We start from the raw sequence: 21999 nt of genomic DNA on the forward strand, positions 1-21999 counted from the left end.
GCTGATTAAATATTTTCTGTATGTTTGCATTTTGGGAAGCCTGTACAACCATAAAAATATCCATTTCGACCTTTTCTCTGCTCCAATAAACGACTGCAACTAGGGCAAATTCTTTTCTTATCCTCCTTAGGCTTAGATTGCTCTGCTTTCTGTTCTGTTACTTTCGTGTTTTGTTCCGGTGAAGATGAAAGTGGCTTCGCTTCTGGTACATTCCCCTTCTCAAGTGCCTCTTTCTTAATGACGCTTTCAAGTACTTTACTTGTCACGATTTTTGGTTGCTGGTCGACTAGATCACTATCCTCTTTCTTTTGCTCCTTTCTTTTTGTCTCTTTTTTGGCATTCTCCGAAAGCTCTTTTTCATCAGCTACAAAGATAATCTCAAAACTTTTTTCTTCACCTCCTTTTGCTACTACTGGTTCAGGAATCTCTTGGGCTTTTTCTTTGACTACTTCCGTAGTTGGCGTTAAACCCATGCACTCAACGGCAAGCCTTTCTTTCATGTGCTTTAGCTTTTTTCGTAATTTGTCTTGAAGCTTGCCAAAAAGCTTTTTTTCTAGCGTATCTTTGTCGTACTCCGAAAGGTTCTGCTCTAGTTCTTGAATCTCTCGAATCACTCTACCGGCTTGCTCGACATCATCAGGATCTTTTAGGGCTGCTTCTGCTTTTTTCTTTAGAGCAAGCCATTTTTTTATCATAGTAACTTGAGGAATAACTTTTTCGATTCGCTCCCAAAACTCATCGAGAGCAGACTTTTCCTCTTTAACGTAATCGCAGATGCCTTCCCTTGGAGGTTGCTGGCTATTTTGTTTCACAATCTTGTAGATCACATGGCGCTCTGGCAGTTCCATAATGTAGGTGTAGTCAAAGCGTGGCTTTAAGGTATCGGTTTCTCTAATGCTCTTAGGCAAAAAGGGCTTAAAGATAGCCCCGTCATAAGTCTTTTGCTCTAAGTGAATCTCTACAGAACCACATTGTGTTTCCACTTCTTTTGCATCTTCAGCCGAAAGGCCGCCAAACCAGACTTTGTTACGGCAGTTGTTCAAGAGCGTATTCTTAAAAGACCTGGTTCCAGCATCGAGCAATTGACCGTGGTCTTGTACTGCCAAAATACCAGCACAGCGATATTTTCTAGCATTGGTTAAGAACCGAATGAAGTCTGGATTGATATACAAAGGAAACTCGTCGATACACAAAACATGGGGATCTCTTGTCCATTCATCACCAGGACGACGAAATACAGCGGATTGAAAGTGCATGATCATGAACTGTCCAAAGGTGTTGCCTAGCTTCCCTAAAGGTCCCATGGCCGTATTGACAGCTAACACTCCACCGCCTTTTAGGTGATCGTCTAAGTTAATATCGCTGTTTCCGATGAGCACCCGTTGTAATAACTCATTGCCACCAATATCAGCTAACTGCTGCCGAATGCCCGTTGCAAACTGAAAGAGCTTATCTCGCATGGCACCGAATGCTTCAGAGTAGAAATAACGGACTAAATCGTCATAGCCATACTTACTTTCATAGTCTTTGACAGCTTGCTCTAAGTCTTTTGTATCTTGTAATATCCGCATGACCGAAAGAAAATCTAGTTTGTCTCCGTGAAGCCGCTTTAAGAGCAATATGGTATTACGAGCCATTGATTCTTGTACCTGGGCAAAGAAAGCTTCCTGATCGCCAAAAAGAGAGCGAAGAACCGTCCTTGTCGCTTCAGCTACAGCGTTAGCCTCTCCTTGCATGGGGTTAAATTTATGCGTGTTTGGCTTGGTCGGGTCAACATGGATACAGGGGATGCCCATCTTATTCGCCATTTCAGCTACCCAATCAGCAAGGTCGCCCGATGGCTCGATGACCGTAACACCTATCTTTTCACCGGAAGCAATACGCTTCATATCCTGATATAACATGGGCTTGATGATGCTGCTTGTTTTACCGCTACCAGTCGGGCCAACAACGAGCATATGCAAAAAGCGATCCTTGCCGTTAATTACGACTGGATCGCCCGATTCTCTGTCTTTGCATATCTCTACGTCTATGGTTTCTGAACCTGTCTTTTTCTCTGTTTTGGAGAAGAACGAAGTGATTTTTTGCCATAGACCGTTGCTATTTACTTCTGCTTTCTTTACTCTTGGATCATTTTTGGCATGAAACTGATAAAAGAATAGACCACCTATCAGAAGTAGCAAAAAAGGTATCATAGATACAGTAAAACTTATCATTCCATGAAAAAAAGTCGCTCCTTCTGTCCTTGACAGGTGTACCAAAAATGGGTGTAAAACCATACTGAGCAGGACTGTGATAAACCAAGAAAAGCTCACGATTGCACTCCAACCATAACGATTACGCTTCTGTGTGTCTCTGCTATCTTTGCTTGCCACCACATAACCAATAAGAGCTACAAGGATAAAGCTAAACGGCAACCACAAACCTCCTACCTTTAGAGACCAGATAGCAGATAAAAAGAATAACAAAAGCGATAGACTAAGCACTATTTTATCAAGCAGAACCATCACCTTCCCTCCTTGTAGTTGCGATCAAAAATGTGCCTTGAACAAAATCGTTAATGTGTATCGTATCAAAATAAGCCCTTCCTTCTTCTCTTATCAAGGCAAACTTCGGGTAAAGCTCCTGAATGTTGCCCTGAAAAGCTAAATACTTTCCGTTAGATGTTTTCAAGCGCCCTCGTATCTTTGTTCCAGTAGTAATCCCAAGATCGTGCCATAGCAAATACCTCGTGCCTCCTATTAACCGATTTCAGTGAAAATACTATCTGATGAGCAATCTTCAAAAAATCTGTTTCATCATAATCTCTTTACACTTTTTTGTAGGAATATAACAGGTTTCATTGTCGTACAATAAAATGTACGTTGTGTACGTTTTGTTAAAGCTGTATAATGGGGGGGAAAGGTTATTCGAAAAAATAGGTTAGTCCAGGAGGGGATACTCGTGCAAGGAATATTGGATTCTACAGCAGTCCGAAAAAATTGGAGCAAATTTGTTGATGATGTAGTTCATAGCAAGCCTGCCATTGTAAAACGAACTCGTGATACCTTTGCAGCTATCTCATTAGAGCACTTACACCTTATCTTGGCGCAACATCGTTTTTCTATTGTTTTTACAAAAGAAGCTGATGGCACATACAGTGGTTCGTTAAAAGAAATAGACTTAGTTGCAAACGCTGAAAGCTTAGAGTCATTAAAAGAAACATTAGCTGAAGATCTGATTGAGTATGCCGATGAGTACATGGAAAACTTTGAGCTGTACTCTCGTTCCCCTAACCGTAAAAATCATTTGCCTTATATCCTTCACGTTTTGACACAATCAGATCTAGAGCATGTTAAAGGTCTCATCGATGCCTAGTTGGAAAGAGCTAAAACGCTTTTGTGAACGTGATGGCTGGGAACTTTATAAAAATACAGACCACTATTTTTTTCGAAAAGTAATGCCTGATGGTGCTGTTAAGAGAACAAAAGTTTCTATGGGAACGGGTGAAATCAAACCTTCACTATGGCGTGAGATTCTAAAGAAACAGTTGTTAGTAAGCCAAGAATATTTTAATAAACATTGTTGAACTGATTTTATTGATGTTTTGCTCTACAAAACCATAACTAAGATAAGAAGTACTACTAATGATGGGATGACTATTAAGCTCTCTCCTACTCCACCTGTATCAAACATAGGTATTCTGAATTTCTTTCTTGTAACAGGCCACAACCAAGCTACACCTTGCGGATTAAGGCTATCAAGTACTAGATGAGAAATATAACCGGCCAGCAATAGTACATAGAGAGCCATGTTTGTTAATGGATAGATCATCGACAGCAAAAGCCATACAAGAAAGGACACCGTGACCGCCCCCACGATTGAGTGAGTTGGTCCACGGTGTCCTATTGTTATTTTTAGCAAGCTTGGGAGCAGTAATAATTTGCTCCCAAGCTTGCTGCTTGGATGATCTATATCTGGTAGTAGTGAACCTAGAGCACCTGCCATCGCGCCTATTGCAAGAATAGCATATGGTTCAACAGGAGTTCCGGCCAGTGAAGGGATAAAGATAGCAGTATCGACTTGATTCGAAAGAAAAACGCCCAGGCTTGCTCCAGCCAAGGCGTGTGTTTTCCACAGCATATGTACCTTCTTTCTTTTTTTCAAGATTCTTGACTAGTAAATGACTGTGTTTCACTTCTTTTATTTGCTTTGACAGCATATTTCTGTTGATGAGGTGAGTGCTTTGTTAAGATATATAAAGCTAAATGGGGAACTCAGTGAAAAGAAAATTGGGATATTTGATATCTTAGAAGAAGAAAAGCCTTTCTTATCAGAAACGGTTGAAATTCATCAATTGGAAGAATTGCGAAATCAATTTAAAAAAGAACTAGAACAAGAAATTTATCATTTTGAACTAAACAAGCAACGCTAATAGGGGCATAAACCAAGTCACCCCTCGATCTCTTGTTAAAATCGAGGGGTCTACTTTTAGGGCGAAAAACGTATCGATAAAGCCTGAATCGCAGCTTTCGTGTTTTCTGGATCTAAAGTACTGAAACTGCTATATACATCGGCTTCCATATATCCTGCTGAAAAAAGATTGGCGGCGAGGTGAATCATAGCCTTTTCGCTACGGCTCCACTCCTTAGAAGACTCCTGAAGCTCAACAAAGTCTATACCTTCGTCATCTATAAACTGGCTAATAAGCATCGATTTCTTGGAAGTGATCGCTGCCAACAGGTACAAAGCAGAACCATATTCGCAATCTAACTTTTTCTTACCTGTTAGCACCAAAAACATCATGTAGCGACTTTTATGCTCTTCGTTTTTCCAGTACATCTCATGCTTCCTTTTTGAAGCAATCACCATGAGCAAGCTGCCTCCAGTTCAACAACCTTGACACAACTTCTTCGCTTTCGATTTCGTTGTATCGAAAACGTAAGACTAGTTCCATAAAGTAATCCCTTGAAAAGCCCTCACCTTGCTCTACATTAAAGTCATGCTGCGGTATACCAGCTAGATCTAAAATCAAATTATCAAGCTCATTCAGCTCATCATAGCAATAGCTACCTTCGACAACGACATTAAGACGTTCTACCTTATCCGTAAGTGCTTTGCTAGTTTTAAGAAGCGATAGTAAATTGCCGACTTGTTCCATTATTAAGTCCCCTTTCGTTTTGCTTAGTACGTATGTTTTAACATTAACATAGCTCTAATTTATTAACAAACTTTGGTAAATCTCCGAAGATATTTTTTGATTATCTTATTCTTGCTATTAAAAAGGACAGTTTTCGTTTAACTCCGAAAACTGTCCAATAAAGCTTAATGTCTCTTCCCAGCTATCAAATACAATTTGGCTGACTGGGTCGATTCGCACTCGACCATTTTCAATTTTGCCGAAGAAAACCTCCGCACCATTGCCAATACGGTGTGCGGTTAAACCAAGATTGTTACCGATTCGATAAACCAACATTGGATCGCCAAGTGAGTTTTCTATGTCTAGTAGCTGTTTGAGCAATAAGGTTGACCTCCTATTAGACATTTTTTTATTTCATTTTCTTTTTACCGGAAAAAGAAGTTATCAACTAAGGAAAAGCATATTTTCGTGCATCCATTGCTATCTCACCCACGTAAACGTAATTAGATATTGAGACGCGAAAGAACCTATCTCAAAGAAGTCTTGAGATAGGTTCTTTTCAAGCTCCTGTTCAGTAACTTACGTTAGAGTCAGGCAATAAGGCTTGACTATTTCAACTTTTTTGGAAACTTTACTGAAAAGCTTGTCCCATTAGAACTTGTTTCTACTTCTATTTTTGCTTTGTGCCGTTCCGCAATACTGTAACAAACAGCCAATCCCAGACCTGTTCCATCGGCCTTACTTGTAACAAAGGGAGTCCCCATCTTGCTGTAAACCTCTGAAGGAATACCTTTTCCCTCATCGATAACAGTAAGTAGAACGTAAGATTGGTCTGAAGCAGTTCGTATTGTAAGAGTTTTTTGGGGTTCCATTGCTTCAATGCCATTTTGAGCAAAATTTAATATTAGTTGTTTCAGCTCTTCTTCGTCACCAATTATATTTGCAGAAATGTTTAAGTCTAATCTGACATCCTTCCCTTCTGTAAAAGCCTTCGCTTGGATCAATGGAAAAAGATTAGCTACCACACTGTTTAAGTTAAGTGGTACGGGATTCTTCGATCTATTTTTCGAGAGCGACAAAAATTCCGTGATTATGTGGTTCGCTCTGTCTAATTCTGAAATCATCAGTTCTAAGTGTTCTTTTTCGTTTTGATACTTTTTTACGAAAAGTTGTAAGAACCCTCTAACAGATTGCAAGGGATTCCGAATTTCATGTCCTAACCCAGCAGCGAGTTGACTAATTAAGTTTAGTCGTTCAGATTTCTTTAACTGCTCCATCATTCGCTCTTTTTCAGTTACATCTCTGCCAACAACGAAAATTCGGTTTTCTTTTTCTATAGGAATCGCATTTAACTGAAACCACTTATAAGTACCATCTTTACATAAAATACGATTTTTGTATTTGACTTTCTTTTTTGTATTTTCCGCTATGATATTCTGAACATTTTCTCGTTCTTCTGGATGAACTAAGTCTATACATCTCTTACCAATCACTTCTTCAGGTTTAAATCCAAGTATTTCTTCAATAGCAGAGTTTATCGTGATAATTTGCCAATTATAATCGTGAACTAGTAATATGTCTAAAGATAGTTCAGCAAAGTGTTCTGATTCGAATAACTTTTCTTTCGTTAAAAATGTATTCCTATTAGCTCCTTCCAAGCTAGAGTTTTGATCTTCTAGCCAGTGACTCAACAGCCAAACAACTCCAATCGTTTATTACTTTCTTGCTGAACAATCGCTGATGTTTTAAAGAGTATAACATTTCCAAAAGAAAAAACCTGTCGAAATTTGTAATTCAAAGGATTTTTTCTTAGTTTTTCAATATTTGTTTTTGTCTGTTTTGTCGAACTTTGTCCATGATCTAAATTCCGAATATATCTACTAGCAATTAGGGGTATAAGCTTATCTACTAACAACAATGAAGTTCATTAAATCTCGACAGTCTTCCTTTCAATCATCTCTTTTATAAACTCTTCTACAGTATCCAATCCCCTATTTTCCACTTCTTTCTGTAACTTCGAATACACTTCTTCCGGGATAGTAAAGCTCACTCGCCTATTTCTTTTCCATTCCCTCTCATACACGACAGGCTCTAACAAAGGTTGTGGTCTGAAGCCGACAAACCGTAGCTCGAGTTTATCTAGAACGGGTTGATCCAGCACCTCTAAGTAATCAGGATTGCAGTAGCAGACAATTAGATCATCTTCATAACCTGGTTGAACTACGTAATGATTAATTTGTCTGACATGACGAACATCGGAAATGAATAGCTCTGCAATCTTTTTACCTTCTTTCGTCGTGTAACGAAATCTTCGTTCTCCGTATTCTGCTGATGTAAGGTCTTGCTCTAGTTCTTCTTCTAAGACCTGCTTCATGCGGTCGCTTTCATGCCAAAGCAGATAAGGAACATCTTTTGCATGAATGATACTCAGCCTGTTTAGGATGGGTTGGCTGTGGGATGGAAGGCTCTTGTAATGCTTTATAGCGTTTTTCCAGACATCTGTCGTTTCGCATAGAACTGCTATGTTTTGGTGCCTTCCTTCGTCTGCTACGGTACTAACCTGGTTAAATATATTTGTTATCGCTCTTTCAGTAGAGTGTTCTGGTAGGTACCAGAGTAAGTTGGGGTCCTTTCCTCGCTTAGCGACAGCACCCGCTAGGTACAAGTTTCGCGATAAGCTGTACTGTTCTTTTAAGGTTCTAGAATCTATCCACTCAAGCTCTTGAGATAGCCCATGCTCTACCACAGCAACCAATACGTCATTAATTTTCGTTTGCAACCGAAGTTTAGATTGGTCACTTGGAGCGTTGTAGCAGGCTTGTCTTGTTTGTGGCAGTCCTTGAGATTTTTCTGCAAGGCGAATTCCTTTTTCCGTTAGTACATAGCATTTCGCTTCGATGCCTGTTCCAGCAGGATTGTCTCGGCTGCCTAATGGTGCTTTTAGGACCTTTCCGTTTATCACACCGAAAACTTTCTCGAGTTTTTTTAATCGACTGTAGCAATATTCCAAGGAACGAGGAAAGAACATGCGATAGATTTGGTTGATTGTCAATGTTCTGTTATGGTACAGCGTAACCAGTATATCTTTATCACGTTTCGTTAGGTTGCTTAGGTTGTCAGCCAAAGGTGCTGCACTCCTTTTCTGTTGGTTTCACATAGATAGTTACGTAGGCTCGCCTCGCTGTCGCGTGTCGAGCATGAAAGTAACAACTTATCCACATAATCCACAACTTTTATTTGGTTGTGGATTATTTCGTGTTTGTGTAGGAAAACTGGCGTGGTGCTTTTGTTCTTTTCGGCTTTCTGATTGTGTTGCTCGCTCCGCTGTCGCGTATCGAGCTTGGCTTAGTTCATGAAAAATGCTGGACAGGTCACCGCATAGATACGAAGAAACTACCGCTTGATAAATGAAACCGCTGCTTCTTATTAAGTCGTGACGCTCGTCCCTCTGTCGAGTGCCGAGCTTGCCCATCTATGATTTGCAATTTCCTGAACTACGCTTTTTGAGTGGGCGTGTAGCTTGTCCCGCTGTCGCGTGCCAAGCCTGAAGTAGCATGAAAAAGAGGGTCTGTAAAAGCAGTGCTTTTTACAAACCCTCACCTCTATACATCTCTGATTGCCTTTCTCTTTCGATACCTTGCTATATCTCTAGGTTGAAATTGCAACCCAATAGGACTTTATCTAAATCCAACACCTATCTTAAATTCAAGGTTGAAATTAGAAGTTTGAACGTGGCTTAGATCCTTACGCAACAAGGTTTATCAAGCTTATAAATGTTCTTTAGATTCAACTATCTTTTGATTAGCACAAAAAAGAGTAATACTTAACACCATGCAAAGTCACACCGAAATCAAGGTTGAACATGATGTATTGAATTTAGGAAAATGACAAGACTTTTAGCAGATACTCTTTATCTCTTATAATAAGAATTTCTGTCCTTGGATTCACCTTGTCTTTGAATCCTTGTACTGCAAAACTAAGGCAATCCCATGAGTCTTTTTTGACAATGCCGTTTCTGGTCAATGCGTTAATAATTATAGATGTTGCTCTGTTATCAACGTCCCAGACCCTGTTTTCAGGCATGTAATAACAAACAAAAACAAGTGCACTATCCCATGGGATTCCCATTGATGCTTCGGTGGTATAACGCGCAATCTTCACAGCACTTCCAATGTACCCGAACCAACTGTCCTTAGCTTGCTTGATAGCTTCTAGATTCAAGTTTCCCTTAGTGTCATAGAGATCTGCATATCGTCCTGGATACTCAGGAACAGTGATTTTTAGAACGTCTTTACGTAGAATGTCTAACTTACTTTCTTCATATAACACAGGAATCGCTCTATCCTGAGCTTGCATTCGGGCAAGTTCACTAGAAATACGCCCTAACTCTAACTGATATGTGCTTGTGACCCTCTTTAACTTCCCTACATACTGCTCTAACCGGTCAATTTCTTTCATTTTTTAACATATCCCCCTGTATCCAGTGGAGTACAAAATGGAGTATAAGTTGGAGTACAATTGTATCCCCACTAATTTAGTCAGGATAAAGCAAGCTGATATTTTTTCGTTAAGTATTGCTACAGTAAGTTTTTTTATGGAGTACAATCTGGAATACACATTGGAGTACAGCGATATCCCAAGCAAAATGGTTGGGATATCGCCTTTTTTATTTAACTCCCTAGTATTTCGTTGATAGAATCCATTAGAAAAGTAGCTATTTCATCTTCGTCACTCTTGTTTGCTTTCGGTGAAGCAGTTGAATTATCTTGAGCAATCTGCAGCTTCCCCTCTTCGACCCTCGCTACCAGCCTTTCTAGTAGGTGCCGAATACTTCGTAACTCTTCTAAAGCTTCATCGTTTTGTACCTGAACCGCTATTGTATCTTCATTAGAAGCATTACGATGATGATTTACAAGTGCTTCTTCAGCAAGCAAGCGAACAAAAGGACCTTTTTCACCTTTATCAAGCTTTTCTAGAGCCAGGGATAAAGGTGAATCTTCTACCACCCAAAACTGGACTTTCTGGCGATTGCGCATAATCAAACACCACCATCAAGCAGATCCTGTTTTCTTTTCGGCCAACTCCGTCATCTTGGCCACTGATAAAAAACCTCGGGCGTTCGCCATTTGTGGATCATCGGAAATTTTGGCTAATGGATGGATCGTTTTTAGATCTTCTCCGAGTTCTCTGCTGCCACCGCCAACTAGAAATACCATGCGAATTAGATCTGCTTTGCTTCCCCATGAAGCCAATACTTTATTTCGAATCTCTTTTGCTACGGCCTCTTTGATTCGCTTAATGTCTTCTCTGAAGTCTCTTTCTTGACCAGCAAAAAAGATTGTTCCTGTTTGCAGAAGGATTTCAACTTCGTTCATATCAATCTGCCCACCTGTTCTTTTGTTAAAGAGAATTTGTAGTGGGCGATAGAGGCTAGAGATTCCTATATTTATAGTTCCTGATAAATCTCTGCGAAGGGAAAGGGAAGGTGTCATTTCAAAAACTACATAATCAGTCGTCTTAAAACCAACATCTACTACAGCGATGATAGATCCACGAACAAACAATTCCGGATATCGCATCTTACCTTCAGCAGTTTGCAAAAGTGAATAGGCAGCGCCTGCTGCTTGTGGGAATATGGTTAGCCTATCAATTCGAATCTGTCTGCGTGAATCTTTGAGTGGACCACCATGGAAATACACTTCACTTTGATACCCTTTATAGGCTTCTTCAAAAGTCTTACGCTGGTCTAGGTAGTGCTCAAAGGGTAAACCTGTTACAACATGCAAACTAACGGTCTGAGAAGGAACTAGCATAGCTAAAGACGTTGACAGAAGCACCTTGGTATTATCATTGCTTATTTTATTTCTTTCCAACGTGAAGCTCGAAGACAATGATTCTTTACGTGCTAGGTCCCCTACAAAATGCTCACTGTCATTATTTTTGTCTTTTATTTGCACATGTAGCGCTTCAAGTGTTCCTGTATCCTGACCAAACAGTTCTGTCATACGATCATGGGCTGCGCCTATGATTGAAGGAAAAATAATTGTTCTTCCTTCTTGGTTAATTCCTTTGGTGTAGCCATAGCCAAGGTCAATACCAATCTTAAACATGATGAAACCCCTTTCTGAGAAAATACTTGTCCTCAATAAAAAAGGCAGCCATCCAAACGTGGAAGACTGCCTTTTTTTACATTTATAACAGGTATTTTTTATGAAAATTTTTGGAGGTACTCCCCAGTATGGCGGACCTGATTCCGAGCTAGCAGCGGCGCTTCGTTATCTGACGCAGCGTTATACCATGCCGACCAAAAAAGCGAAAGGGCTTTTGACAGACATAGGAACGGAGGAAATGGCCCACCTCGAAGTCATTGCTACGCTCATCTATAAGCTAACGAAAGATGTGCCTGCTGATAAGATGCGTGAGGCTGGCTTAGGGGCTCATTATGCTCACCATGACAATGCTCTTTTCTATACCGATGCCAACGGTGTGCCCTGGACAGCGGCTTATATTCAGTCTACGGGCGATCCGGTGACTGATCTTCATGAAGATATGGCGGCGGAGCAGAAGGCACGGACCACCTATGAGCATCTCATCGATCTGACCGATGATCCTGGCGTGAAAGATGCGCTGCGCTTCCTTCGGGAGCGGGAAGTTGTGCATTTTCAGCGCTTTGGGGAAGCTTTGAATGATGTGCAGTTCCATTTGGCTCATCGGCATGTGTTTTAGTGGATTGTGTTGATTCTGCTGTTTTGATAGATTTGGTTACGAAAAAGGTACCTGCTTTTTTGTCGAGCAGGTACCTTTTTCTATGTTTGTACAGTTGACGCCGCCAAACCATGTCACTTAGTAAAGGATACAGCGTATTTATCAATCCGCTGAATCGCTTCTAACATATCTTGAAGACGGTCTTCTGGTGTTCTCATAAAGGAATTGCCTCACTTAATACTTGCTCATCCATCTATTAGCCGCAGCGATCAATCTTTTCGTAAAAAAGACGACTTCCTCATTCGAAAGTCGTCTTTTTTTCATAATTCTTTTCTATAACAGGTAAAATGATCATAACTGTGGTTCCTTTACCCAAGCCCTCACTGTAAATCGAAATAGAACCATCCATTTTTTCTGTTAAAGCACGACTAATTGTTAAGCCAAGACCAAGACCAGGGTAGCGTCGCTTAATCGTCCCATCAACTTGTACAAATTTTTCAAATATATTCTCTTGATCTTCTTTAGAAATTCCTATTCCTGAATCTTCGATTGCAAAGCATATAAACTTTTTCTTTCGATGCGCCGCAATCGTAATCTTACCTTTGATAGTGAATTTCATCGAATTCTCTATGATGCTCTTAAAGATCTGGTAAAGACGATTGACATCAACTCGTATATGACAACTTTCTGTTAAAGGTACAACTTCAAAAGACAAAAATCTATGTTTCATTTTCGATTCGTATAATTGCTTTATATTTTGCAGAAAATCATTTACCTCTACTTCTGTACATTCTAGACAGATATTGCCTGCTTCGATTTGCGCCATCGCTAAGATCTCTTCTATAACATCCAGCAGTTCCTTTGCACTGTCGTCAATTCTTTTTAAGTATTCCTTTTTTTCTTCTTCTGTTTCACAGAAATCGCTTTTTAACATCTCCAGATAGCCCAATACGGAATTGAGAGGCGTACGCAATTCATGGGATGTATTGGCTAAGAACTCTGTTTTCATGCGGTCCAAGGAAGTAAGTTCCGTGTTGGCTTTCCGCAATTGCTCTGCATATTCTAAGAGCAATTCATTTTGTCTTTCCAATTCTATTTGTTGTAGTTTTGTATCGGTGATATCTCGAATGATACCTTCTACAGCAATAATCTGACCTTCCTCGTTTCGAATCAGGAATCTATGATAATCCATCCAGAAAATTCTTCCGTCTTGGTGAACCCAACGGAAGCAATCTCGCTCCGAAATCTTACCGTCTTGCACGACGTTTTTGGCTTTCTCTTGATCATCAGGGTGGATAACCTGAGAAATCAAAGAACTATTGTGGTAAAAATCTTCAGGTGCATACCCTGTATACTTTTTAATGACGGGACTGATGTATTGAAAGACAAAGGGATTGCGTTGAAAACGATAAATGATGTCTTGGGAATTTTTCGCAAGCAAGGTGAGTCTCTTCTCACTTTGCTTGCGAGATCTTTCGCTTTTTTGAAGAGCTTCTAGTTGCGTATTAATTTCTCTGTAGGCTGACTGCAAAGACTTGTGTTTTTCCATAAGCTCTTCGTCCATCTTTTCTATTTTGTTGGTAAAATAGCGAACTGTAAAGTAGAGCAATGCTGTTATGATCAAGCCTCGCCAGATTTCATAAGGATAATAGTAGAGGTTTTCTGCATCGACCACCTGTAAAAAAAGAAAGTCGAAAAGTATGATAGAAGTTGCTCCAATTATTGCGTAAAATGTTGCCACAATTGTTGGAAGATGGTGAATTTTTCTCTTAAGAGATTGGCGATACTCTTGATATCTCATAGATTTTCACCTCTCAACTGTTCAGCCTAATTTACAAAATGATGAAACTTCCGTCAATTGATTATTTGGTTCAGAAAACTGCAATCTAATACTAGGTAAATAATCCCGTGTCTGATTGTATGTACGTTGAAGAATCCGTAAGCAGTTGAGTTTCTGACATTGTTCTTCTAGTTCTTCTTCTAGACGTAAATGAAAGGTGTTGAAATCTTCTTTTTTCTCCAGATAGTTTGTGTAAACGTAAAGACCTTGTAAAGTAAAATATTCATTCAACAAAGAGCCTATTTTTATTAATGCTTCTTTGTCTCGGGCTAAAATTTCTAAGGAAATGTCTAACATATTCATCAGGTATAACCTCCTTCGATATCTACGTAAATCTTACGTGGTTAAAAGAACTAACACTAGCATAACATTGCTTAAATGTAAAAAATAGAAAAAAAGAGAAAAAGTCGTTTTTAGAGTAAAAAAAGTAAAAAAAGAGTAAATCCAACATGAAAATAGTAGGAAATCAGGGAAATATGTTTTTTTATTTCTTTTTCGATATTGTCCTTTGGGACGGACTCATATTCTCTCATTCTATAGAACACCTCTAATAGGCTGGCTTTTATCACCTCGTACACCACACTTGCATTCAGACGTAAGCAGTAACGACAAATGCCTATTCAATTCATCTATATCAACAGAGCGACTAAACACCTTATTTACCTTTATCTGTCTTAGATTGTCTTCTACCTCACCAAAAGGTGTAATTAACCATAGTGACGTATTTCCGATTGCTTTTTTCATTTCTTTTAGCAGATTGAGATAATCACGGGGCTCTCTCCCTAATTCTACGATAACCAAACAGTAGTTGTTGATATTTGGCAGTTTTAAGGCTGATGTTACATTATTTTTAATATCGCCTTGTAGTCCGTACTCACTCACTACAATACATAACAGATGTGCAAAAACCTTATCTTTACTCACAATTAAAGCTCGCCTATTTTTCTTGTTATCTAACATCATTGCAACCCTCCCCTTATACTGTTATTTAATTGCGATAAATTCCCAGCAGAGCAAGATGACAACATTGTTAGAAAGTTATATTAAAAAAATAGAGCAAAAGAGATCAAGAGTCTACAGACAATAGATAACAAAAAATATCTTATTCCCATTTTTTTTTCGTTTTTTGTTGTTTTTAATTGTGGGAATATTTGTAATGGTTATTGTATGAATACCTTTTTTTCCATGAGTTTCATAAAGTGTTTTTTTATATATTTGTTACTTATTGTCTGTAGAAATAATAAGGTTTTTTTAAGATAATTCTAAATAAATATTTCTTAAGCGTTTAAGGTGATAAATCATGACCAATATTTTAGATACAGTAGCTTTCAATATTCGTAATATAAGGTTGAAAAAAGGGTTTACTCAAGAACAATTGGCTGAGTTATCAGGTTTACATAGAACTTATATTGGTGCATTAGAAAGAGGTAAAAGGAATATATCACTGGTAAATTTAAAGAAAATTTGTGCAGCCTTAGAGATATCGCCGCCAAAGATTTTCCTTAAATTAAGAAAAAGGGATAAAAACAATAAGGTATCAAGAAAGTGGTATAAAAGAAAAAATGGAGCAGGAGAAAACAACCATTGTGTGAGCTCAGCAAACCATTCCGATGAAATGTTTCATATAGCTTTAAAAAATACTTCCATTATTATTGCCCACTGTGATTTAGAATTGAAATATACATGGATTTACAATTCCCATCCCGATTTTCTATATGATAGCTGTATAGGTAAAAAAGATGACGATCTTGGTATAAACGAAGGCATTCTTCAATTGATCAATTTGAAGAAAAAGGTAATCGAAACAGGTATAGGAGCCCGAGAAACGATATCATTTCCTTTATCGAATGGAATGATAGCTTATGATGTGATTGCTGAACCCTTAAAAGATAATGATAATCAAATAATAGGCGTAACTACTGTTTCGACTCCCCAAAGGCCAAAATCAAAAGAATAGCGTTGGAAAGGTAAATATAGAAAAAGCGGAAAGGCTATGTTCCTTTCCGCTGCTTTTTTCGTTTATAGCGCACGAAGTCAAGAAAAGAGTGAAAGGTGCCTGCTTTTTCGCAGGTACCCTTTTTAATACGGAATTTACTCAAGAGATATATGCAACGATTCGTCAGCACGGCTTAGTCTAAAACTGTAATGACTTTGTTCGAAAAAAGGCCTAAAAATTTACTAAGTTCACTATGATCATCTGAAATCCGCGACATGTCTTTGACCAATAACAATGTATCAGGTTGATCTTGTATCAGCTTAACGACTTCATGTAGGGCTAAGCGATCCGTCGATGCTCCCGAAGCCACTTCTTTGAATAAGGCTACCACCTCAAAGCCCTTCTTCTTAGCAAAACCTAATAATTCTTGTACTTGATCGTCAAGTTCTCCAAGATGATTCGTGTTGTTTCGAGCATAAATTATGACCTTGGGCATAGTCTCTCTCCCTTATTTGCTTTGAATATACCTTTAACTTGCCCATCTTGAATCGCTATTGATACAGAAAAGGTCTTGTATTCGTCAAAATGGTGAGGCAAATATAGTAAAATAAGATAGAATAAGAAAAGGATTGTCCTATCTAAAGATTTAAGCTACAAATATATTAAACATGAGACAGAAATCAGAGATCTTCGCAGGGCAAAGTAATCTAAGCAAATCTATTTTAATACGAAAATAGATTTTTCATCATTGGTTGTGCCCGGGCGGGCATGAGGGGTTAACACGAAAATAGCTACCCTGTGGTGGGGTCAGGCGTTATGATTTCCTTCCGAACGGACTCATCCCACGCCATGAGCGGCAGCAAGCTGCCGATGGCTGAGGTCTGAAGTCCTCTCTCCAGGAAGTCATAACGCCTGACCCAGATACATCTTGCTGATTGTGACTGAGTTTTGGCCTATTGCATTGCAAATACAATAGGTAGTTGCGGATAGAAGAAAGTTTCGCCAAGCTATTCCAACGGAAGTAACAATCAGCAAAAACCTTCTGGGACTGGGCATCACGCTTTCCGCAGCGGGACTTGGGACCTCAGCTGTCGCCAGCTTGCTGGCGGTAACAGCGTGGGACCAGTCCAGAGCGGAGGAAAGCGTGATGACCTGGCCCCCTGCAAGAAGTAACCCCAACGTGATCAGGAAAACTTGATTTTCATCGTTGGTTGTGCCCGACCGGGCATGGGGTGTTAACACGAAGAAAAAGCGAGACCTTTTTTATGGCCTCGCTTTTTGTGCATTCTTTAAAGTTTTATTCTTTACAGGGATCGCCCGATTTTTTCTGCCAGATCAAGAACGCGGCAAGAGTAACCCCATTCGTTATCGTACCAAGCTACGACTTTAATCATGTTATTGTCCGTTGACATGGTAGAAAGAGCATCTACAATGGCAGAGCGTGGATCTGTTAAGAAATCCCGAGATACGAGTGGCTCATCGCAAACACCGAGAATTCCTTTCAGCTCTCCTTCTGCAGCAGCACGAAGAGCGGCGTTGACTTCCTCTTTGTCAACTTTGCGTTCTAAATCTACAACGAGATCCACAACGGAGACGTTCGGAACAGGCACACGCATGGAAAAGCCATTAAGTTTACCTTTTAGTTCTGGTAAGACAAGTGCGACTGCTTTGGCTGCACCTGTTGTGGTAGGTATAATAGACATACCTAGGGCTCTTGCTCTTCTTAAATCCTTGTGAGGATTGTCAAGAATCCATTGATCGTTTGTAAAAGCATGTACTGTTGTCATCAAACCTTGCTGAATGCCAAAGTTCTGATGCAGTACTTTGGCCACAGGTGCCAAACAGTTGGTGGTGCATGAAGCATTCGAAATGATATGATGCTTGTCTGGATCGTAAATGGAATCATTGACACCCATGACAATAGTTGCATCTTCATTTTTTGCTGGTGCCGTAATCAATACTTTCTTCGCGCCGCCCTCTAAATGCTTGGCTGAGCCTTCGCGATTGTTGAATTTACCTGTTGACTCAATGACAATATCTACACCTAATTCTGCCCAGGGCAATTGCGCAGGATCGCGATTTGATACGATTCGAACTTCTTTTCCATTTACGATTAAGCTATTCGAAGTTGTGCGAATGTCGGCTTTAAGTACTCCGTGTACAGAATCATAGGTTAGCAAATAAGCAACTGTCTCTGGATCAGATGTAACGTTGATAGCAACAATGTCAATATCTTCTCTTTCCAGTGCCGCTCTAAAAACATTTCGACCAATGCGGCCAAAGCCATTAATACCTAGACGAGTGGACAAAAGAAATGCCTCCTTGTACCCAATTATGTGATACTTATTCTACTCAGTGAGGAAAAATCCTCCTGCATTATGAAATAAAATAAAGAATCAGTATGACATAATTGCTTGTATTTGTCATCATAATCACAAGAAGGCCTTCTTTCTCGTCCTTTTGAAAAAAGAGTCCTTTGTTATACATTTACCCTATCGTATGGCTCGCCCTGGTAGCCAAGAGAAAGAGTGACGAGGTCTAGGAATATGCCTGTATCGTTGTACACCAATGGGTAAGTTCCAAGATCGACGCAAATCTACTTTCTCGTTATTACCGATACCATCTTGATACATAAGCCAGACCATGTTGATTAAGATACGTGTTTCTTCTGTTCCATCTACTTCATATAGTTCTGTCAGGGATTCTTTAAAAACAGGTAAAAGCGCTTCTACGTCACTGTTATAGAAAGCTTCTTGTACCTTTCGGTCGAGGAAGTCCCATCGTGATAAATTTCGATAGTTTTTTGCCACTAAGGAAGCCAGCGTCAATGCAATTCGAGTGAGTTCCGGTGTTGAAATCCAGGAACCTGGTGTTCGATATTCAAAGCCATGAGACTTGGTGCGAAAATCACCAAGTGTTCCATAAAACTGCCGCCTCTGTTTGGCTCGATCTTGATTTTCTAAAAAAAGCAAAGGCAATGCTACATATTGATCGAGAGCTCGTAGCAGTTGATTATTCGCGTCAATGCCACCAAAATGGATATGCCCTCCTGTAGGATAACCGGGATAAGGTTCTGAACCAGCGACCCAAGCTATATTGGCATAGGGACAAAGCTTTATTGCTTCTCGCAAGGCCGCTCTGATCTTTTCTACAGCTTCGTTGGCAGACTGTGCTGGTTCTGGTCGCACTTCTGCTAAAGGCAAATCGTCAGAAGCACCAAAAGCCCTACGACTATCACAGCCAACGACACCTTGGCGAGGAAAAAAGCGTGAAGCAGGGACCATGCGATGGCCTGGTTGTAAGGAAAGCATAAACTCTGGATCAGACCCAATGGTGAGTTTGCTTTTTTGTTGCCACTTTTTCAACGACCCTACTATCTGATCGGCATAAGCTTGGGCTAGTTTTTTTTGTACTGTTGGAGCTGCATCGATACCTAAGATTACCGGTCCATTGGAGCGGTTCATACCAATATGGACTTTACCAAAGTCCAAGCCGAGACAGTGCAGTGCTCTTGTTGCACTGGGAAGAAGTCGATCTTTTTCCCATTCTGTTAAATTACTCACCCATTGAAAGTTCTGTTGTGAACCTTTTTTGATATCTTTTAACTGGCTGCTAAGAACGATCCTTCTTTCTGTAGCGACTACCTTGGAGTCCCAGAGGTAGATTCGGTATTCTTTGGGCCATAACGTAATAGGCCACGCCGTTCCTTCTCCACCTAAAAAGGCTCGAAAATGATTTTGATGAAGAATTGCTTCTACTTCATTGTATTGCTCTGGATGAATATGGCTGCTCTGGCTGTTATAACTTCTCAATGCCGATGAAGTTTCTATTTTCTCTTTTGGTTGCATCCAGTGAATTAGCCAATCCACGTAATGGGTCGGCTTATCTTTTCCAGAAGAAACTTTGATTCCTTTGGCTGAAAGTTTTCGAATTAGATCGGATACACTTGTATATTGATCATAGCGTATATATATGTTCATTTTCTTCCCTCCTTTGATCCTGTAGATGGCGAATATAAGCAGCTAATAGATCGTAGCTTCTTCGTTGAATCGCTCCCTCATCAAAAGAACCTGGCTTAGAGTTGATTTCTAGAATCCATAATTTTCCGCAATCTGCACAAGCTACATCTAAGGTAAGTAAGCCAAAAGGGCTTTTGTATTCTCTCTCTATGGTAGTAGCCGCTTCTTCAGCCAATTGAGCCAGCTCTTTTTTCTTGTCCTTCCAACCACGATAGCCAAACTTTCTTACCATAATTTTCTCAGGCTTAACGATTTGCCCTCCATTGGGTCGATGGGTAACCACATGACCGGGTGCGGCCAATCGAATTCCCGCTCCTACATAGGCCCACTGTCCTTGTTCGTTTTTTTGTACCAGAACGCGCAAATCATAAGGTCTGTTTCGCCATTTGTCGAGATGGATACCTTGTTGGCTCAGATAGTCACGGCGCTGTAGCAATTTACTTAACCAATATAAAAGTTTATGATCTTGTTGAAAATAAAGCTTTTTCATCTTCATTCGTTGAATTCCTATGGCTTTCCAACCATAGCGGCATCCTTCTAGTCGAAAAATCCCTCTCCCTTGACAGCTTTCTAGAGGCTTTAGATAGACTGTAGGCCAATTCTTTAACGCTTCTATAACATCTTGCGGTGTTGGCTTGATGATTGTTTCTGGAATATGCTTTGCCAGCATACTTTCGGCAAGATGACAATGTATATCAGCCTTAGAAAGATAGCGAGGGTTGAAGTACATTTTCTTATTTTTTTGCAATCGTTCTAATGCTTTTTGAACGACTTCTGTCCCTTCTCTTCTTCGTCCCATGATACGATTGTAGTATATAGGTGGTGATTTTACTTTTTTTGCTTTCCAGTTGCCCTTCTGATCGGCGTAGACAGGACACCAGCCTAGAACTGTATCACTTTTTTCCGCCTTTTGGATCGGTATGGCTACTGCGTCGATGCCCCGTCTTTTTAATGCTACGATAATATGGGCCAACATATAGGACCACCTGCCAAAGGGCTTGGTTGTTGAATTTCTACCCCAGGCTAAAATTCCTATATCTGGCGTATTCAACGTAATTATCCCCTTTCATGTTGCTTAAAAGCCATCTAAGAGTCGACCATAGAGAATGGGTCGTTGTAGTGATAGGCGTACTTGCTCTGGGTCACCTTCTTCAGTAGAAAGACGTTTTCTTGGCTTTGAATTGATTTCCAGAAGCCATATTTTACCACTTCTGTCGACCGCTAAGTCTAAGCCGAGTTCGCCAAAATTTTTTCCTGATTGTTCTTCTAAAATTTGAGGTAGTTTTAAGCCCCAACGTCTCATTTCTTTAATGATAAATGAGCGTTTTCTTTTCCTTCCTACTGTCGATGCTGCCAGCGTATTGCGAATGCCCATGGCAGTTCCACCCTGGCTTAAGTTCGAAGTAAAGCGCCCCGGTGCAGCAATACGACCAAAAGCTTTGGTAAGCTGCCAGCTTGCTTTGCTATCTTTTTGTACTAGGAGACGAATGTCAAAGGGCGCTCCTTTTACTGTAGCAAGTCGCAAACCTTGTTGTACTACATAGGTTGTTTTGTCGAGTAGTTTTTTTACTTTTATTTCAATGGCTTCTTTCGAGAGGACGGGACCGAATTGACTCTTATTGCGCCCTTGAAAGTAATAACCGCCTGTGGAGCGTACGCCGATGCGGTAGATACCAAAACCATGGGTTCCATGAATCGGCTTTAAATATACCAATCGATATTTTTGTATGAGTGACCATATCTGACTCGGTTCTTGCAGTATTAATGTTTCGGGCAAGATAATTTGTGCTTCCTCGCTACCTGATAGATGCTCATGGGTTTCCCATTTGTCAAGGTAACAGGGGTTGAATAAGGTGATTCCCATTTTTTCGAACTTTTCTTTGCCTTCTACGACATCAGGATGATTTTCCATACTTCTTTTTAGAATGCGATTGTAGATTACTTTGGGCAAAGGAAATCTTTTTCTCACCCAGGTACCTGATTGCAATATCAGGCCATCTACAGTTTTTTCTTCCCAGGAGATATCTTGAACGGCAAATACAAGAGCTACAACGCCCAAGCGACGGGCTTGTCGCTGCGTCTCTTTTAAGTGCGCTGACCAAGAATATTGTCGCCCTTTTTTTCGATTGGCTAAGATACCGACTAAAGGTCCAAGAAGCAAAGCCTTTTCTCCTGTAGAATAGCGAACCTTATAAGGTACACTCGGGGGCCAGTGCAATTTTTGTAACAATTCTTTAGAAGCAACTGATGTTGATACTGTTTTCGATGTTAAATGAACTCTTGCAACGGCCTCCTTCGTACCAGCGCGAACAGGAACGAGAGCACCTTCATGAAATCCATATCGTAGAGCTTCACGCACTGATAAGGTAATCCTTTCCAT

At 40.1% G+C, this 21999-nt stretch carries 24 protein-coding genes; 5 read left to right on the forward strand and 19 right to left on the reverse strand.

The window, feature by feature from the left end; translation table 11 throughout:
- Positions 1-5: 5 nt before the first annotated feature.
- Positions 6-2417 carry a type IV secretory system conjugative DNA transfer family protein gene (locus FTV88_RS03040; RefSeq protein ID WP_162007874.1) on the reverse strand — a complete coding sequence of 804 codons (2412 nt, stop codon included), beginning with the start codon at positions 2415-2417 and terminating at the stop codon, positions 6-8.
- A 76-nt stretch (positions 2418-2493) separates the two neighbouring features.
- Positions 2494-2724, reverse strand: a complete 231-nt coding sequence (locus FTV88_RS03045) for a hypothetical protein (RefSeq protein WP_153724350.1) — start codon at positions 2722-2724, stop codon at positions 2494-2496.
- Between the two features lie 219 nt (positions 2725-2943).
- On the opposite strand from FTV88_RS03045, the gene FTV88_RS03050 reads away from it, so the two are divergent.
- Both FTV88_RS03050 and FTV88_RS03055 read left to right on the forward strand, forming a co-directional pair.
- Positions 2944-3357: a RelB antitoxin-like protein gene (locus FTV88_RS03050; protein WP_153724351.1), complete on the forward strand. Its 414-nt coding sequence runs from the start codon at positions 2944-2946 to the stop codon at positions 3355-3357.
- Positions 3350-3568, forward strand: a complete 219-nt coding sequence (locus tag FTV88_RS03055; protein WP_153724352.1) for a type II toxin-antitoxin system HicA family toxin — start codon at positions 3350-3352, stop codon at positions 3566-3568. The genes FTV88_RS03050 and FTV88_RS03055 overlap by 8 nt, the downstream gene beginning before the upstream one ends.
- 23 nt (positions 3569-3591) lie before the next feature.
- On the opposite strand, the gene FTV88_RS03060 is transcribed toward FTV88_RS03055, so the two are convergent.
- Positions 3592-4122: a metal-dependent hydrolase gene (locus FTV88_RS03060; protein WP_162007875.1), complete on the reverse strand. Its 531-nt coding sequence runs from the start codon at positions 4120-4122 to the stop codon at positions 3592-3594.
- 103 nt (positions 4123-4225) lie between these two features.
- On the opposite strand from FTV88_RS03060, the gene FTV88_RS03065 reads away from it, so the two are divergent.
- Entirely contained in the window at positions 4226-4414 is a 189-nt protein-coding gene (locus FTV88_RS03065; protein WP_153724354.1) for a hypothetical protein, read from the forward strand.
- A gap of 56 nt (positions 4415-4470) precedes the next feature.
- Here FTV88_RS03065 and FTV88_RS03070 read toward each other — a convergent pair whose 3' ends face one another.
- From FTV88_RS03070 to FTV88_RS03105, 8 genes are all read right to left on the reverse strand, one after another.
- Positions 4471-4821, reverse strand: a complete 351-nt coding sequence (locus tag FTV88_RS03070; RefSeq protein ID WP_153724355.1) for a hypothetical protein — start codon at positions 4819-4821, stop codon at positions 4471-4473.
- Position 4822: 1 nt separating this feature from the next.
- Entirely contained in the window at positions 4823-5140 is a 318-nt protein-coding gene (locus FTV88_RS03075; RefSeq protein WP_153724356.1) for a hypothetical protein, read from the reverse strand.
- Positions 5141-5257: 117 nt separating this feature from the next.
- Positions 5258-5500, reverse strand: a complete 243-nt coding sequence (locus tag FTV88_RS03080) for a hypothetical protein (protein WP_153724357.1) — start codon at positions 5498-5500, stop codon at positions 5258-5260.
- A 227-nt stretch (positions 5501-5727) separates the two neighbouring features.
- Positions 5728-6810, reverse strand: a complete 1083-nt coding sequence (locus tag FTV88_RS03085; RefSeq protein ID WP_153724358.1) for an ATP-binding protein — start codon at positions 6808-6810, stop codon at positions 5728-5730.
- A gap of 236 nt (positions 6811-7046) precedes the next feature.
- Positions 7047-8243: a replication-relaxation family protein gene (locus FTV88_RS03090; RefSeq protein WP_153724359.1), complete on the reverse strand. Its 1197-nt coding sequence runs from the start codon at positions 8241-8243 to the stop codon at positions 7047-7049.
- 752 nt (positions 8244-8995) lie between these two features.
- Complete coding sequence (locus tag FTV88_RS03095; RefSeq protein WP_153724360.1) at positions 8996-9577, reverse strand: hypothetical protein; 582 nt, start codon at positions 9575-9577, stop codon at positions 8996-8998.
- Positions 9578-9789: 212 nt separating this feature from the next.
- Positions 9790-10155 (reverse strand): hypothetical protein, encoded by a 366-nt coding sequence (locus FTV88_RS03100; RefSeq protein WP_153724361.1) that lies wholly within the window; start codon positions 10153-10155, stop codon positions 9790-9792.
- Between the two features lie 15 nt (positions 10156-10170).
- Entirely contained in the window at positions 10171-11229 is a 1059-nt protein-coding gene (locus FTV88_RS03105) for a ParM/StbA family protein (RefSeq protein ID WP_153724362.1), read from the reverse strand.
- Positions 11230-11329: 100 nt separating this feature from the next.
- Here FTV88_RS03105 and FTV88_RS03110 point away from each other — a divergent pair, with 100 nt between their 5' ends.
- Positions 11330-11845, forward strand: a complete 516-nt coding sequence (locus FTV88_RS03110) for a manganese catalase family protein (RefSeq protein ID WP_153724363.1) — start codon at positions 11330-11332, stop codon at positions 11843-11845.
- Positions 11846-12122: 277 nt separating this feature from the next.
- On the opposite strand, the gene FTV88_RS03115 is transcribed toward FTV88_RS03110, so the two are convergent.
- From FTV88_RS03115 to FTV88_RS03125, 3 genes are all read right to left on the reverse strand, one after another.
- Positions 12123-13625, reverse strand: a complete 1503-nt coding sequence (locus tag FTV88_RS03115; protein WP_153724364.1) for a PAS domain-containing sensor histidine kinase — start codon at positions 13623-13625, stop codon at positions 12123-12125.
- 21 nt (positions 13626-13646) lie between these two features.
- The gene (locus FTV88_RS03120; protein ID WP_153724365.1) at positions 13647-13967 is read right to left on the reverse strand and encodes a hypothetical protein; all 321 of its coding nucleotides are present in this window, start codon (positions 13965-13967) and stop codon (positions 13647-13649) included.
- A gap of 231 nt (positions 13968-14198) precedes the next feature.
- Positions 14199-14627, reverse strand: coding sequence for a hypothetical protein (locus FTV88_RS03125; protein WP_153724366.1), 429 nt, complete (start codon positions 14625-14627; stop codon positions 14199-14201).
- Between the two features lie 337 nt (positions 14628-14964).
- Between FTV88_RS03125 and FTV88_RS03130 the strand changes: the two genes are divergently transcribed.
- Positions 14965-15621 (forward strand): helix-turn-helix domain-containing protein, encoded by a 657-nt coding sequence (locus FTV88_RS03130; RefSeq protein WP_153724367.1) that lies wholly within the window; start codon positions 14965-14967, stop codon positions 15619-15621.
- A gap of 172 nt (positions 15622-15793) precedes the next feature.
- Here FTV88_RS03130 and FTV88_RS03135 read toward each other — a convergent pair whose 3' ends face one another.
- The 5 genes from FTV88_RS03135 to FTV88_RS03155 form a co-directional block, all read right to left on the reverse strand.
- A complete protein-coding gene (locus FTV88_RS03135; protein WP_153724368.1) occupies positions 15794-16096 on the reverse strand; it encodes a recombinase family protein in 303 nt (100 codons plus the stop codon).
- An 808-nt stretch (positions 16097-16904) separates the two neighbouring features.
- The gene (gap, locus tag FTV88_RS03140; RefSeq protein ID WP_153724369.1) at positions 16905-17909 is read right to left on the reverse strand and encodes a type I glyceraldehyde-3-phosphate dehydrogenase; all 1005 of its coding nucleotides are present in this window, start codon (positions 17907-17909) and stop codon (positions 16905-16907) included.
- A 183-nt stretch (positions 17910-18092) separates the two neighbouring features.
- A complete protein-coding gene (locus tag FTV88_RS03145) occupies positions 18093-19580 on the reverse strand; it encodes a putative amidoligase domain-containing protein (protein ID WP_153724370.1) in 1488 nt (495 codons plus the stop codon).
- The gene (locus FTV88_RS03150) at positions 19558-20595 is read right to left on the reverse strand and encodes a YheC/YheD family endospore coat-associated protein (RefSeq protein WP_153724371.1); all 1038 of its coding nucleotides are present in this window, start codon (positions 20593-20595) and stop codon (positions 19558-19560) included. Before FTV88_RS03150 ends, FTV88_RS03145 begins: the two co-directional genes overlap by 23 nt.
- Before the next feature lie 99 nt (positions 20596-20694).
- Positions 20695-21999 (reverse strand): YheC/YheD family endospore coat-associated protein, encoded by a 1305-nt coding sequence (locus FTV88_RS03155; RefSeq protein WP_153724372.1) that lies wholly within the window; start codon positions 21997-21999, stop codon positions 20695-20697.

The sequence above is a fragment of the Heliorestis convoluta genome (assembly GCF_009649955.1).
In the GTDB taxonomy this organism is placed as follows: domain Bacteria; phylum Bacillota; class Desulfitobacteriia; order Heliobacteriales; family Heliobacteriaceae; genus Heliorestis; species Heliorestis convoluta.

Coding starts and splice junctions, on each gene's coding strand:
- FTV88_RS03125 (WP_153724366.1), bottom strand. CDS start 14,627: ATGATGTTAGATAACAAGAAAAATAGGCGAGCTTTAATTGTGAGTAAA.
- FTV88_RS03075 (WP_153724356.1), bottom strand. CDS start 5,140: ATGGAACAAGTCGGCAATTTACTATCGCTTCTTAAAACTAGCAAAGCA.
- FTV88_RS03105 (WP_153724362.1), bottom strand. CDS start 11,229: ATGTTTAAGATTGGTATTGACCTTGGCTATGGCTACACCAAAGGAATT.
- FTV88_RS03115 (WP_153724364.1), bottom strand. CDS start 13,625: ATGAGATATCAAGAGTATCGCCAATCTCTTAAGAGAAAAATTCACCAT.
- FTV88_RS03095 (WP_153724360.1), bottom strand. CDS start 9,577: ATGAAAGAAATTGACCGGTTAGAGCAGTATGTAGGGAAGTTAAAGAGG.
- FTV88_RS03135 (WP_153724368.1), bottom strand. CDS start 16,096: ATGCCCAAGGTCATAATTTATGCTCGAAACAACACGAATCATCTTGGA.
- FTV88_RS03070 (WP_153724355.1), bottom strand. CDS start 4,821: ATGTACTGGAAAAACGAAGAGCATAAAAGTCGCTACATGATGTTTTTG.
- FTV88_RS03130 (WP_153724367.1), top strand. CDS start 14,965: ATGACCAATATTTTAGATACAGTAGCTTTCAATATTCGTAATATAAGG.
- FTV88_RS03145 (WP_153724370.1), bottom strand. CDS start 19,580: ATGAACATATATATACGCTATGATCAATATACAAGTGTATCCGATCTA.
- FTV88_RS03060 (WP_162007875.1), bottom strand. CDS start 4,122: ATGCTGTGGAAAACACACGCCTTGGCTGGAGCAAGCCTGGGCGTTTTT.
- FTV88_RS03155 (WP_153724372.1), bottom strand. CDS start 21,999: ATGGAAAGGATTACCTTATCAGTGCGTGAAGCTCTACGATATGGATTT.
- FTV88_RS03120 (WP_153724365.1), bottom strand. CDS start 13,967: ATGAATATGTTAGACATTTCCTTAGAAATTTTAGCCCGAGACAAAGAA.
- FTV88_RS03110 (WP_153724363.1), top strand. CDS start 11,330: ATGAAAATTTTTGGAGGTACTCCCCAGTATGGCGGACCTGATTCCGAG.
- FTV88_RS03100 (WP_153724361.1), bottom strand. CDS start 10,155: ATGCGCAATCGCCAGAAAGTCCAGTTTTGGGTGGTAGAAGATTCACCT.
- FTV88_RS03150 (WP_153724371.1), bottom strand. CDS start 20,595: ATGTTGGCCCATATTATCGTAGCATTAAAAAGACGGGGCATCGACGCA.
- FTV88_RS03055 (WP_153724352.1), top strand. CDS start 3,350: ATGCCTAGTTGGAAAGAGCTAAAACGCTTTTGTGAACGTGATGGCTGG.